The 12,233-nt window shown below is 58.2% G+C and carries 11 protein-coding genes; 7 read left to right on the top strand and 4 right to left on the bottom strand.

Annotated elements, in window-relative coordinates; all coding sequences use genetic code 11:
• Window positions 1-167 precede the first annotated feature (167 nt).
• Entirely contained in the window at window positions 168-2,768 is a 2,601-nt protein-coding gene (mutS, locus tag EPD60_RS04395) for a DNA mismatch repair protein MutS (RefSeq protein ID WP_131447240.1), read from the bottom strand.
• A 228-nt stretch (window positions 2,769-2,996) separates the two neighbouring features.
• On the opposite strand from mutS, the gene EPD60_RS04390 reads away from it, so the two are divergent.
• From EPD60_RS04390 to EPD60_RS04370, 5 genes are all read left to right on the top strand, one after another.
• Window positions 2,997-3,536, top strand: coding sequence for an RNA methyltransferase (locus EPD60_RS04390; protein WP_131447238.1), 540 nt, complete (start codon window positions 2,997-2,999; stop codon window positions 3,534-3,536).
• A gap of 75 nt (window positions 3,537-3,611) precedes the next feature.
• Entirely contained in the window at window positions 3,612-4,526 is a 915-nt protein-coding gene (locus EPD60_RS04385; protein ID WP_131447236.1) for a UbiA-like polyprenyltransferase, read from the top strand.
• Between the two features lie 399 nt (window positions 4,527-4,925).
• Window positions 4,926-5,336 (top strand): Holliday junction resolvase RuvX, encoded by a 411-nt coding sequence (gene ruvX / locus EPD60_RS04380; RefSeq protein ID WP_131447234.1) that lies wholly within the window; start codon window positions 4,926-4,928, stop codon window positions 5,334-5,336.
• A 119-nt stretch (window positions 5,337-5,455) separates the two neighbouring features.
• On the top strand, window positions 5,456-6,040 hold the full coding sequence (gene def / locus EPD60_RS04375; protein WP_131447232.1) for a peptide deformylase: 585 nt from the start codon (window positions 5,456-5,458) through the stop codon (window positions 6,038-6,040).
• Entirely contained in the window at window positions 6,037-6,972 is a 936-nt protein-coding gene (locus tag EPD60_RS04370) for a hypothetical protein (protein WP_243647758.1), read from the top strand. Before def ends, EPD60_RS04370 begins: the two co-directional genes overlap by 4 nt.
• Before the next feature lie 239 nt (window positions 6,973-7,211).
• On the opposite strand, the gene EPD60_RS04365 is transcribed toward EPD60_RS04370, so the two are convergent.
• Complete coding sequence (locus EPD60_RS04365; protein ID WP_131447230.1) at window positions 7,212-8,267, bottom strand: RluA family pseudouridine synthase; 1,056 nt, start codon at window positions 8,265-8,267, stop codon at window positions 7,212-7,214.
• A gap of 224 nt (window positions 8,268-8,491) precedes the next feature.
• Here EPD60_RS04365 and lipB point away from each other — a divergent pair, with 224 nt between their 5' ends.
• Entirely contained in the window at window positions 8,492-9,211 is a 720-nt protein-coding gene (gene lipB, locus EPD60_RS04360; protein ID WP_131447228.1) for a lipoyl(octanoyl) transferase LipB, read from the top strand.
• 232 nt (window positions 9,212-9,443) lie between these two features.
• Here lipB and EPD60_RS04355 read toward each other — a convergent pair whose 3' ends face one another.
• Window positions 9,444-10,238 (bottom strand): hypothetical protein, encoded by a 795-nt coding sequence (locus EPD60_RS04355; RefSeq protein ID WP_131447226.1) that lies wholly within the window; start codon window positions 10,236-10,238, stop codon window positions 9,444-9,446.
• Between the two features lie 32 nt (window positions 10,239-10,270).
• Complete coding sequence (locus EPD60_RS04350; RefSeq protein WP_131447224.1) at window positions 10,271-11,155, bottom strand: 1-aminocyclopropane-1-carboxylate deaminase/D-cysteine desulfhydrase; 885 nt, start codon at window positions 11,153-11,155, stop codon at window positions 10,271-10,273.
• A gap of 60 nt (window positions 11,156-11,215) precedes the next feature.
• On the opposite strand from EPD60_RS04350, the gene EPD60_RS04345 reads away from it, so the two are divergent.
• Entirely contained in the window at window positions 11,216-12,127 is a 912-nt protein-coding gene (locus EPD60_RS04345; protein WP_131447222.1) for a nucleotidyltransferase family protein, read from the top strand.
• The last annotated feature ends 106 nt before the right edge of the window (window positions 12,128-12,233 follow it).

Here is a 12,233-nt window from a genome sequence, read left to right as displayed (position 1 = left end):
CCCACTTAATATTAAGGTAACCCGGAGAGAATTTTTGGATGTCTGATGTCGGATGTCTGATTTAGGTTTCGGTTGAAAATGGATGGTGCCGCCTTTTGATGCTTTGGGCCACTTTCATAATTCATCCCGAAACCCAGAACCTTAAAACCACAGAACCCCTTCGGGGCCTACCGGATCATCCCCTTGATCTCGCTCAGCTTCAGCAGGGCCTCCACCGGTGTGAGGCGATTGATGTCGAGGTGCTCCAGCAGTTGGCGGATGTCATCAAAGGTCTGGCTGTGGGCGTCGAAAATACTGAGCTGCATCTTCGGCGCGGCGATGCCCTTCACGGCTTCCACGGCGCCGGTTTCCACGCCCTTGGCTTCGAGTTGCTGCAGCACTTCTTTTGCGCGGGCAATGAGCTCGGGCGGCATGCCGGCCATGCGGGCCACGTGAATACCGAAGCTGTGGGTGGAGCCGCCCGGCGCGAGCTTGCGGAGGAAGATGATCTTGCCGCCGATCTCGCGGTTGGTGACGTGGAAGTTCTTTGTCCGCGGCAGGCGCGCCTCCAGCTCGTTCAGCTCGTGGTAGTGCGTGGCGAAGAGCGTTTTGGGGCGGTGCGGACTGTTGTGCAAATGCTCGGCGATGCTCCAGGCGATGGAGATGCCGTCGTAGGTGCTGGTGCCCCGCCCGATCTCGTCCAGCAGGATGAGGCAGCGCGGGGAGATATTGTTGATGATCGATGCGGTCTCGTTCATCTCCACCATAAAGGTCGATTCGCCGGCGCTCAGGTTGTCGGAGGCGCCCACGCGGGTGAAGATCTTGTCGGTGAGCGCGATGCGCGCGCCCGACGCCGGCACAAAGGAGCCCATATGCGCCATCAGGGTGATGAGCGCCGCCTGCCGCAGCAGCGCGCTCTTACCGCTCATGTTGGGTCCGGTGAGGATAATGATCTGCTGCTCCTCTTTGTTGAGGGTGATGTCGTTGGCGATATAGCTCTCGCCCGCCGCCAGCTGCCGCTCGATCACGGGGTGACGGCCTTCGGTGATTTCGATCTCGTCGCCTTCATGCACCTCGGGCTTGCGGTAGCCGTATTGCAGCGCGTTCTGCGCAAAGCAGCACAGGCAATCGAGCGCGGCAAGGATGGCGGCGTTGGATTGAAAGTTGGAAAGATAGTCGTGCAGCTCGTGCAGCAGGCTGTCGAGCAGCTGCAGCTCAATGGTGAGCATTTTCTCTTCGGCCCCGGTGATCTTTTCTTCGTAGTCTTTGAGCTCGGGGGTGATATAGCGCTCGCAGTTGGCCAGCGTTTGCTTGCGGATCCACTCCGTCGGCACCTTGTCTTTGTGCGTGTTGGTCACTTCGAGGTAATAGCCGAACACGTTGTTGAAACCGATCTTGAGCGACGGGATGCCGGTCTTTTCCGATTCGGCCTGCTGAAGCTGCGCGAGGTATTCCTTGCCGTTGTGGGCGATGTAGCGCCAGGAGTCGAGCTCCTCGTGCACGCCGCCGGCGATGAAGCCGCCCTTGGTTGCTATGGCCGGTGGGTTTTCGGTGATCCAGGCCGTGATCTTTTCGCGGATGCGGTGGCAGGGGTGGAGCGCATCGGCTAGGCGTGCCAGGTAGGCGCACTCCGAGCCGGAAAGCAGTTCCTTTATCGCCTCACCCTGGCGCAGCGCACGCGCCAGCTGGAGCAGCTCGCGCGGGTTGATCTTCTTCAGCGGGATCTTCGACACGAGGCGCTCGAGGTCGCCGCACTGGCGCAGCGAATTGCCCGCCTTTTCGCGCAGGTCGGAGTTGGTGAGCAGGAAGCCGACCACGTCGAGGCGCTCGTTGATCTTGACGATATCCTTCAGCGGGAACACGATCCATCGTTTCAGCAGGCGCGCGCCCATCGGCGTGAGTGTGTTGTCGAGCACCTTCAGCAGCGTGGCGCCGTTCTCCACCGGCGAGTGCAGCAGCTCGAGGTTGCGGATGGTAAAGCGATCGAGCCAGAGGTGTTCTTCCTGGTCGATCCGCTGCAGGGAGGTGATGTGCTGGAGGTTGGGATGCTCGGTGTCTTTCAGGTAGTGCAGCACCGCGCCCGCGGCCACAAGACCCGCGGTGAGTCCGTCAACACCATAGCCTTTCAGCGAATGGGTATCAAAATGTTTCAGCAGGGATTCTTCGGCATAGTGCTCCTGGAACACCCATTCGTCGAGTGCGTAGGTGTAAAAGCGGGTGCCGAATTCCTCCTTGAAGCGTTTCTGCAGCTGGCGCTGGAAAACCACTTCGGCGGGTCGGAAGCCCATAAGCAGCTTGTCGGCGTATTCGCGGTCGCCCTGGGCCACAAAGAATTCGCCGGTGGAGATGTCGAGAAAAGCAAGTCCGTAAGTGCCATCGGCGCTGAGGTGGAGGGAGGCGAGAAAGTTGTTGGCGCCGTGCTCCAGCAGCTTGTCGTTGGTGGCCGTGCCGGGCGTTACCATTTCGGTCACCCCGCGCTTGACGATGCCCTTGACCGTTTTCGGGTCTTCAAGCTGGTCGCAGATGGCTACGCGGTGCCCGGCGCGTACAAGCTTGTGCAGGTAGGTGTCGAGTGCGTGGTGCGGGAAGCCGGCAAGCTCCGAGTCGCCCGAGCCGTTGTTCCGCTTGGTAAGGGTGATGCCCAGCACACCCGAAGCGATGATGGCATCCTGCCCGAAGGTCTCATAAAAATCACCCACGCGAAACAGCAGCACCGCGTCGGGGTAGCGGGCCTTGATGGCGCTGTGCTGCTGCATCATCGGCGATTCGGCACTTTTCGTCTTGCTCATAACTGTGGCGGCAAATTTACCCCGGCCGCCGGAATGAAACATGTGGAAATCCACACCAAAACCTGTTTTTATCCCCAAAGAGAGAAGGAACGCTGATTCCGCGGGCGGAATACGCAGATTGTTTATGATTTAAGCGGATGCTGGTACCAATATCCGCATCCATCATAACAGATCATAAAAAATCTGCGTTCTTTCTCTCTCCGCTTGCGGCTTACCTTTGCGCCGCACATGCGTAAGCTTTCCACAGAAGAACTGAACCGCCTCTCCGTCGACGAATTCAAGGCCGCCGAAAAGCTGCCCGTCATCGCGGTGATGGAGAACGTGCGGAGCGCCTACAACGTGGGCTCGCTCTTCCGCACGGCCGACGCCTTCCGGCTGGAGGCCGTTTACCTGGTGGGTTATACGGCTTTTCCGCCCCACAAGGAGATCCGCAAGACCGCGCTGGGCGCCGAAGACACCGTGAGCTGGAAGCATTTCCGGCCGGTGGAGGGAGCGCTCGCCGACCTCCGGGCACAAGGCTATCGTATTTACGCGGTAGAGCAGGCCGAAGGCAGCCGGATGCTGCAGGAGCTTTCAGTTGCGCCGGGTGAAAAGATCGCCGTGGTCTTCGGCAACGAGGTCACCGGCGTCGAGCAAAGCACTATCGCGCAGTGCGACGGCTGTATCGAGATCCCGCAGCTCGGAATGAAGCACTCATTAAACGTTGCCACGGCGGCGGGAGTGGTGCTGTGGGAAATCGTGCGCGGGCATTTGAAAAATTTTCAATAATCAATGCTCAATATTCAATTCTCAAGTTGTATCCCGTTGAGCATTGAACATTGAATATTGAACATTATACTTACGATGTCAACAGTTAAAAACTACCTCTCCCTCATCAAGTTCTCGCACACCATCTTCGCGATGCCCTTCGCGATGATCGGGTTTTTCCTGGCGGTTTTCTCGATGAACTATGCGACGACTGTAATTCCGGGCTGGCACACGGCGGTTTACCCCGATGGCTTTTGGCGGGAAATCATCATCAAATTCGCCCTCGTCATCGCCTGCATGGTCTTCGCCCGCTCGGCCGCCATGGCCTTCAACCGGTACCTCGACCGCAGGTGGGATGCGCTCAATCCCCGCACTGCCATCCGCGAGATACCCAAGGGCATCATCACCCCGAAGAACGCGCTGGCCTTCACCATCGCCTGCTGCCTGCTCTTCGTGGCCTGCACCTTTTTCATCAACCGCATCTGCTTTTACCTGTCGCCGGTGGCGCTCGCCGTGGTGCTGGGCTACAGCTACACCAAGCGCTTTACCCCGCTTTGCCACCTCGTGCTGGGCGTGGGGCTTTCACTGGCTCCGATTGGCGCCTGGCTGGCGGTGACGGGCTACTTTCACTGGCTGCCCCTGCTGTTTTCCTTCGCGGTGGTATTCTGGGTGAGCGGTTTCGATATCATCTATGCCATGCAGGATGTCGACTTCGATACGTCGCAGCAGCTTTATTCGATCCCGGCGGCGGTTGGTCGTGAAAAGGCCCTGCGCATCTCCGAACTCCTGCACCTGCTGAGCGCCGCCTGCGTGGTGGCGGCCGGAAAATTCGGGGGCTTCGGCCCGCTTTACTGGGTAGGGGTACTCGTCTTCATCGGCATGCTGGTGTACCAGCACAGCATCGTCAAGCCCAACGACCTCCGGCGGGTCAACCTGGCCTTTATGACGGCCAACGGCATTGCCTCGGTCGTTTTCGCCGTTTTTGTCATTGCCGACCTGTTTTGCCATTAACATCGGCCGGGATATCTGCTTCCGAGCAGGCGTTAACCCACCTCCAGGGTTCTGTGGCCTACCCTGGAGGTGGGCCGTTCCGCCTTTTCCCTGCGCCGTCCCGGTTTTTTCCTGCGTCGTCCCGGTTTTGGGAGGGGGGGACGCACCTGAAAGGTTCGATGGCGGACCCCTGGACCGCGTCGGCCCACCTGCGGGCTTGCCCGTCCCACCTAAAACCTGAACGCACGCAGCTATTTCGCGCGCCGACGCGGGTTTGCAGCGGGTAGGGGTACCTCCGAGGTGGGGAGGGGTACTTCAGAGGTGGGTATCTCATCGTCCAGGGCATTTGTCAGGCGGCATTTCTTCATCTTCGCCGCCACAAACCCTTTAGAACCTCTTAGAACCTTTAAAACCTTCTCCATGGGACGTATCATGGCCATCGACTACGGCGGAAAAAGAACCGGGCTCGCAGTGACCGATCCCCTGCAGATCATCGCTACGGGGCTGATGACCATCGAGACGCACAAGCTGCTGGTGTTTCTCAAAGACTATATCCCCAAAGAAGGCGTCGAGCGCGTGCTCATCGGGATGCCCACCAACTGGGACGACACCGACACCCACATCACCGAGTCGGTGCGTAACTTCAGCAACTGGTTCCGCAAGCAGTTTCCCGCCGTACCCCTGGAGGAGATCGACGAGCGTTATTCTTCGAAGCTCGCTTCCCAGGCTATATCGCAGATGGGGCTCAGCAAGAAAAAGCGCGAGCAGAAGGGCCTCATCGACGAAGTGGCCGCTACGATGATGCTCCAGCAGTACCTGTCAAATCGCTGATGTCTGATGGCTGATGTCTGATTTAATTTATCATAACGCCATGAAAATCAGAGATCAGAGATCAGAGATCCGAGATAAAATTCACAGATCCTCAATTCCGCAGATCTTAACTTCGCCGTATGATCCTTCCCATCGTTGCCTACGGGCACCCGGTACTCCGCCAGGTGGCGGAAGACATCGACCCGGCCGCTTACCCCGATCTCGACAAGTTGATTGCCGATATGTGGGAAACCATGTATGCCTCTAACGGCGTGGGCCTTGCCGCGCCCCAGATCAACCGCCCCATCCGCCTTTTCGTGGTGGACTCGGAGCAGATTTTTGCCAATAAGGACGAAGACGACGATGAAGATTACCCCGATGCCCCGGGCTATAAAGGCGTTTTCCTGAACGCACACATCGTGGAAGAAGCCGGCGACGACTGGGCCTACAACGAAGGCTGCCTGTCCATCCCGCGCATCCGCGAAGACATCTACCGCGCCGAAGAGGTGACGGTCCGCTACCTCGACGAGAACCTGAAGCAGCAGGAGCGGACCTTCAACGGCGTTACCGGCCGCATCATCCTGCACGAGTACGACCACATCGACGGCAAGCTGTTCATCGATCACCTTTCGCCCCTCAAGCGAAAGCTGATGAAGCGCAAGCTCGACGACATCTCGCGCGGCGCCATCCGCACCGACTACCGCATGCTTTTCCCGAAGAAATGAGGACCCGCATTTTTACGGTAATCATGTTGCTGGGCACGGTTGCCCGGGCCCAGGACACGAGCGACGTAGAAGCGGTGCGCCGCATGGTGAACCTCTCGGAAGTGGTGGTGCGCAGCGACCTCAACGTGCCGCGCTTCCTGCAACGAATAAAGAATGATACGTCGTACTACAAGGCATTCAAGAACCTGCACATCCTGGGTTATACGGCAGAAAATTTCATCGAGCTGTACGACAAAAAAGGACGCTCGAGCGCTTCGCTGAAAAGCCGCACCCGCCAGCACCGCGAGGCTGCCTGCCGCACGATGGAGGTGCTGGAAGAACAGGTCACGGGCGATTTTTATAACCGCGACCGGGAGTATTATTACTACACCGCGCAATTGTATGACGCCTTCTTCTTTACCCATGGACGCGTGTGCGGCGAAACCAATATCGTGGCGGGCTCCGACCTCCAGGTGCGGGGCAAAAGCGGCCTCGATAAGAACAAGGAGCAGCTGAAGCTGCTGTTCTTCAAGCCCGGTCAGAAGATACCGGGCATCCCCTTTATCGGCAACAAGCTCGACGTGTTCGACCCGGAGATTGCGCCGCTGTATAACTACGCCATCGACACCTCCGACCTCAACGGCAAGGCCTGCTACGTGTTTCGCATCGAACGGAAGCCGGAGCTTACTAAAAGCGAGCGCGGCGACATTGTGTTCGACAACATCACCACCTGGTTCGACCAGAAGACCATGGAGATCGTTGGCCGCAACTACGACATGAGCTACAGCGCCGGCGTGTACGATTTCGACGTGCACATGAAAGTGGAGATGACCAAGGTTGGCCCCTACGTGGTGCCTTACACCCTCAGCTACCGCGGCAACTGGCACCTCCTGTTCAAGGGAAGGGAGCGTGGCTTTTTTACCGCGACACTGCATGATTTTAAGCTGCCGTGACCTCACCCCCGGCCCCTCTCCGGGACGGAGAGGGGTGACTCTGTTCATCATTCATTACTGTTTGAGCTTTCCGCTGATTGAACTTCAAAAGCAAAGAGCGGATGCCTAAGGCATCCGCTCTTTCGAATGAGCGTCAAACAGAAGACTGTTTGAAACTGTCAGAAACATTCCGGGGAGTCACCCCTCTCCGTCCCGGAGAGGGGCCGGGGGTGAGGTCTGTGGCGGAGCCGGGGGTGAGGTCATTCAGCCTCCCGTCCCTTACTATACCTCCGCCACTTCTCAATCACCTCCTCCATCTCCGGCGGCAGGTCGGTATCGAAATACATTTCAGCGCCCGTCGTGGGGTGCACGAAGCCAAGCGTCTTGGCATGCAGCGCCTGGCGGGGCAGGATGGCGAAGCAGTTGTCGACGAACTGCTTGTACTTGGCATAGATGGTGCCCTTGAGGATGCGGTCGCCGCCGTAGGTGTCGTCGTTGAAAAGCGTATGGCCGATATGCTTCATGTGCACGCGGATCTGGTGGGTGCGGCCCGTTTCCAGCACGCATTCCACAAGCGTTACATAATTGAAGCGCTCCAGTACACGCCAGTGGGTGATGGCTTCCTTGCCATGGTCGCCCTCCGGGTAGGCGTCGAACAGCTTGCGGTAGCGCAGGTTGCGGCCCACATGGGCCACGACGGTGCCCTCGTCTTCTTCCATATTGCCCCACACGAGAGCCTGGTAGCGGCGCTTCACCGTGTGGTCGAAAAACTGTTTTGCGAGGTGGCGCATGGCGATGTCTGACTTGGCCAGCACCAGCAGTCCGCTCGTGTTTTTGTCAATGCGGTGCACGAGCCCGAAGCGGGGGAGCACGTTCTCGTCGAGATCGGGGTTCTGTTGCTTGAGGTAGTACGATACACCGTTAAGCAGGGTGCCTGTATAGTTGCCGGAGCCGGGATGCACCACCATGCCGGCGGGCTTGTAGAGCACCATAAGGTCAGCGTCTTCGTACATGATGTTGAGCGGGATCGGCTCGGGCACCACGTCGGTGCTCTCGGGCGTCACGTCGGAGTACACCACGATCTGGTCGTAGGGCCGGATCTTGTAGTTCTGCTTCACCGGTTTGCCGTTCACCAGCACCATGCCCGCGTTGATGCCGCGCTGCAGCTTGTTGCGCGTGGCGCCCTCGATGCGGCCCATCAGGAACTTGTCGATGCGCAGGGGCTCCTGGCCTTTGTCGATCAGGTAGGTAAACCGCTCGTAAAGCTCGTCGCTGCTATCGACCGTTTCGTTGGGGATGATCTCGTTCGTGCTCATGCGGTGCAAAAGTACGCCAAAGGCGCCGCAAGCTGCGGGAGAGAAGGGACGCAGATTTTTTATGATCTGTTATGATTTATGCAGCCTTCGGCTACGCTCAGGCTGACAACTGTCACTGTGAGCTTTCCGAACCATGCGTGCGTCAGCCAATCATAAACAATCATAACCAATCTGCGTATCCCGCCTGCGGGATCAGCGTTCTTTCTCTGGGTATCTTTGCCCCGATGAAACAGCCCGTTCATTTCCGCGACCTCGGCCACATGGCGTACAAAGACGCCTGGGATTACCAGGAGCGCCTGCTGCAGCAGAACCTCGAGATCAAGTCGGTGGTGCACCGCTCCTCCGAGCCGATAGACGCGGCCACGCTGCCCACGCAGCACTACCTGCTGTTCGTGGAGCATCCGCCCGTGTATACCCTGGGCAAGAGCGGTAAAATGGAAAACGTGCTGATCGGGGAGGAGGAGCGCTCGGAGCGGGGCATCGAGTTTTACCAGACCAACCGCGGCGGCGACATCACCTTTCACGGTCCCGACCAGGTGGTGGGCTATCCCATCCTCGACCTCGAGAAATTTTACACCGATATCGGCAAATACCTCCGCTCACTCGAGGACGTCATTATCCTCACCCTCGCTGAGTATGGCATTACCGGTGGCCGCTCCGCCGGAGAAACCGGCGTGTGGATCGATGCCCAGGTAAAGGGCCGCGAACGGAAGATCTGCGCCATGGGTGTGCGCTGCAGCCGCTGGGTCACCATGCACGGTTTCGCGCTCAATGTCAACACCGACCTTTCTTATTTCAACCACATCATACCCTGCGGCATCGTCAACAAAAAAGTGACCTCCATCAAAGAAGAACTCGGGCACGAAGTGCCGATGGAGGAAGTAAAGGAGAGACTGAAGGCGAACTTTTGCAAGGTGTTTGACACGGAGCTGGTGGCGGGGTGACTCCGGTTGGCGTGCGAAGCCGACAGCGAAGCTGTCATTGCGAGCGTAGCGAAGCAAACTCCAGCGTTACGCAGTGTGTTCGCAGCCCGAGAAATTGCGCATTGAAGCTTTTCCAGCTACGGTCAGTCTTCAGGTCGGGGAGTTTGCTTCGCTCCGCTCGCAATGACGGCCAAAGGCCGTCGCGCAAAGCGTCGCTAACGAAGAACGCCTCGCATTGCGAGGCGTTCTTCGTTTACGGCTTCAAAAAGAATTTATTCCTCTCCACCAGCTTATCGTCATTATACAACTCAAAGTTGAACCAGCCCGAGTGGTAAAAGTTCGCTTTGTCGAGGAGCAGCAGCTTTTCCTTAATGCCCCGCAGCTCGAAAAGAAATTCTTCGCCGTCAAAGAATTTTACCGTGTATTTCTTTTCTTCCGCATCCTGCAGGCGGATGGTGACATAGCCCTCGTTATTGGTGAACACTTTCGTGGAGGGCACCCACTCGGGCTTTTTTACCACCGGCGGCTTTTTGACGACGCTGATGGTATCCTTCGTCGTAACCCGCAGCGTGTCGTGGTTGACGATCACGAGCGTGTCGCGGTTGCGGACAAAAACCGAGTCTTTGTATTTATTCGGCACGTCGCGGGCGCCGATCACAGGCCGGGGCGTGCTGCCGTTCAGCACGATGGCCTGGCGCGAGGCGGTGTCGGGCTTTTTCGCTTTTGTAAAAAAGTAAGAGCCCCCTTCGAGCGCATAAAAGATGCGGTAGAACATATGGTCGTTTGGCGCATTGCGGTCGGTGTAGCCGTTCTGCACCGACCTGGGGTCGGCGAGAGAAGCGATCGACTTATAGGGGCCGAGGCTGTCGAAGGCGCGCTGGATCGAGATCTGCGTGATGTTGGGATAGGGGTTGATCCAGCCGATGATAATCCGGTTGTTGCCCGCGTTGTGCACGTTGAAACGGGGCAGCGTGTCCTGCGCTGAAGCAGGAGCGCCGCACAGCAGGGCAAGTCCGAAAAAGAGTGCTAAAAGCCTGATCTTCCGCATGGTTGCAAATATAGCCGCCGGCTTCTTTTCGATCAGAAGATTAACGTTCCCGCAGGCAGCGACCGGTTGCCCTGGAGGCCGCCGCTGTGCACCAGCAGGAGCCGGCTGCCGGCAGGGAACGCACCCTGGCGGACCAGCGCGTCGGCCGCCCGGAACAATTTTCCGGTATAGACGAAGTCAGACGGGATGCCTGTATCGCGGTACCACTGGTTCATAAAGCCGATGAGCGCCGGGCTGTGGCGTGCATAACCGCCCTTTTCAAAGCCGGCCCGTATATCTACGGCTGCGTGCAGGCGCTCCGGAAGTAGCGCACGCACCGCGTCGGCGGCGCCGGCATTCTTCAGCACGTTGATGCCGGTGCAGCGCACGGCGCTTCCTTCGCTTGCCTGGATCAGCCCGGCCAGCGTGGTGCCGGTACCCACGGCCACCAGCACATGACTAAATGCGTTCCAGCTGGTGGTGGCGGCAATGCCCGCGGCACCATCGCGCCCGCCGGGGCCATAGCCGCCTTCGGGCACTTCGAGCCAGCCCGCCGTGTCGGTGCCGGGAGGAAGCCGCTTTTCGCGGTACTCACTGCGGGAGATAAAAAGCAGCTCCATGCCGAGTGCGTCTGCATCGCGGAGCATGGGCGAAAGCAACGCCGGCAGCTCGCCGCGGATGATGCCACGTGCCGCGAGTCCGGCTTCGCGGCAGGCCGCGGCGGTTGCCAGTATGTGGTTTGACCAGGGGCCGCCCCAGGTCATGATTCCACGGCAACTCTCGGCTTTTGCTGCCTGCAGGTAGGGCGCCAGCTTAAACCATTTGTTACCCGAAATCACGGGGTCGAGCTCATCCAGCCGCAGCACCGAAACCTGCAGGCCGAACGGCTGGTACAGATTTTTTAATGACTCGGTTTGTATGTGGGATGGCGGCAGCATTGTGGCGCCGCAAAGTAGTACATTCGCCACCGAATCTTCAGAAACGTCAACGAATACACGATGAAACCAACTTTAGTAATCATGGCGGCGGGCATGGCCTCGCGCTACGGTAGTATGAAGCAGATCCAGCAGTTTGGCCCCAGCGGCGAAACGATTATGGATTACTCGATTTTCGATGCCATCCGCGCCGGCTTCGGCAAGGTGGTATTCATCATCCGCCGTGACTTTGCCGAGGATTTCAAAAACATTTTCGAGCCCAAGCTCAAAGGCCGCATTGAAACGGAGTACGTGTTCCAGGACATGGACGCTTACCTGCCCGAAGGCTTCCAGCCGCCGGCCGACCGCAAAAAGCCCTGGGGCACCTCGCACGCCATCCTTTGCGCAAAAAGCGCCGTCACCGGCCCCTTTGCTGTGATCAACGCCGATGACTTCTATGGTGCCGACGGCTTTGTAAAGGCCGCGCAGTTCCTGCAAACGGAGTGCGATGAGCGCACCTACGCACTCGTAGGCTACCAGCTGAGTAACACCCTTTCCGAAAACGGCTCGGTGAGTCGCGGCGTGTGCCAGGTAGACGACAAAGGCAACCTGGTGGCGATCAACGAGCGCCTCAAGATCTACCGCAAAGACGGACCCATGGTATCCGAAGAGCCCGATGGCTCCTTCCTTACCCTCGAAGAGAACACCCGCGCGTCGATGAACTTCTGGTGCTTCCATCCCTCTATTTTTCCCTTCCTCCAGGAAGAGTTCAAGACCTTCCTCGAGCAGCAGGGCCAGGATCCCAAAGCCGAGTTTCTCATCCCGTATTCCTGCGACCGCTTCATCAAGTCCGGCCGCGGCGTAATCAAAGTACTCGAGACCTCGGCCCAGTGGTTTGGCGTTACCTACAAGGAAGACGCACCCGTGGTGACCGAAAGCGTGCGGAAGCAGGTGGAGAGCGGAGCTTATCCGAATAACCTCTGGAACAATCAATAATCAATGTTCAATTTTCAATACTCAATGAATAGGTCTCCATCACTTGAAAATTGAGCATTGAACATTGTTTGTTGAACATTACATGAAAAAGCCGCGTCGTCAGACG

The sequence above is a fragment of the Flaviaestuariibacter flavus genome (assembly GCF_004337505.1).
GTDB lineage: Bacteria > Bacteroidota > Bacteroidia > Chitinophagales > Chitinophagaceae > Flavisolibacter > Flavisolibacter flavus.
This window is presented reverse-complemented; position numbering and strand designations above follow the sequence as displayed.

Bases quoted from the DNA above. Each gene is read 5' to 3' on its own strand.
- EPD60_RS04365 (WP_131447230.1), bottom strand. From the start codon at position 8,267: ATGAGCACGAACGAGATCATCCCCAACGAAACGGTCGATAGCAGCGAC.
- EPD60_RS04385 (WP_131447236.1), top strand. From the start codon at position 3,612: ATGTCAACAGTTAAAAACTACCTCTCCCTCATCAAGTTCTCGCACACC.
- mutS (WP_131447240.1), bottom strand. From the start codon at position 2,768: ATGAGCAAGACGAAAAGTGCCGAATCGCCGATGATGCAGCAGCACAGC.
- def (WP_131447232.1), top strand. From the start codon at position 5,456: ATGATCCTTCCCATCGTTGCCTACGGGCACCCGGTACTCCGCCAGGTG.
- EPD60_RS04345 (WP_131447222.1), top strand. From the start codon at position 11,216: ATGAAACCAACTTTAGTAATCATGGCGGCGGGCATGGCCTCGCGCTAC.
- ruvX (WP_131447234.1), top strand. From the start codon at position 4,926: ATGGGACGTATCATGGCCATCGACTACGGCGGAAAAAGAACCGGGCTC.
- lipB (WP_131447228.1), top strand. From the start codon at position 8,492: ATGAAACAGCCCGTTCATTTCCGCGACCTCGGCCACATGGCGTACAAA.
- EPD60_RS04390 (WP_131447238.1), top strand. From the start codon at position 2,997: ATGCGTAAGCTTTCCACAGAAGAACTGAACCGCCTCTCCGTCGACGAA.
- EPD60_RS04370 (WP_243647758.1), top strand. From the start codon at position 6,037: ATGAGGACCCGCATTTTTACGGTAATCATGTTGCTGGGCACGGTTGCC.
- EPD60_RS04350 (WP_131447224.1), bottom strand. From the start codon at position 11,155: ATGCTGCCGCCATCCCACATACAAACCGAGTCATTAAAAAATCTGTAC.
- EPD60_RS04355 (WP_131447226.1), bottom strand. From the start codon at position 10,238: ATGCGGAAGATCAGGCTTTTAGCACTCTTTTTCGGACTTGCCCTGCTG.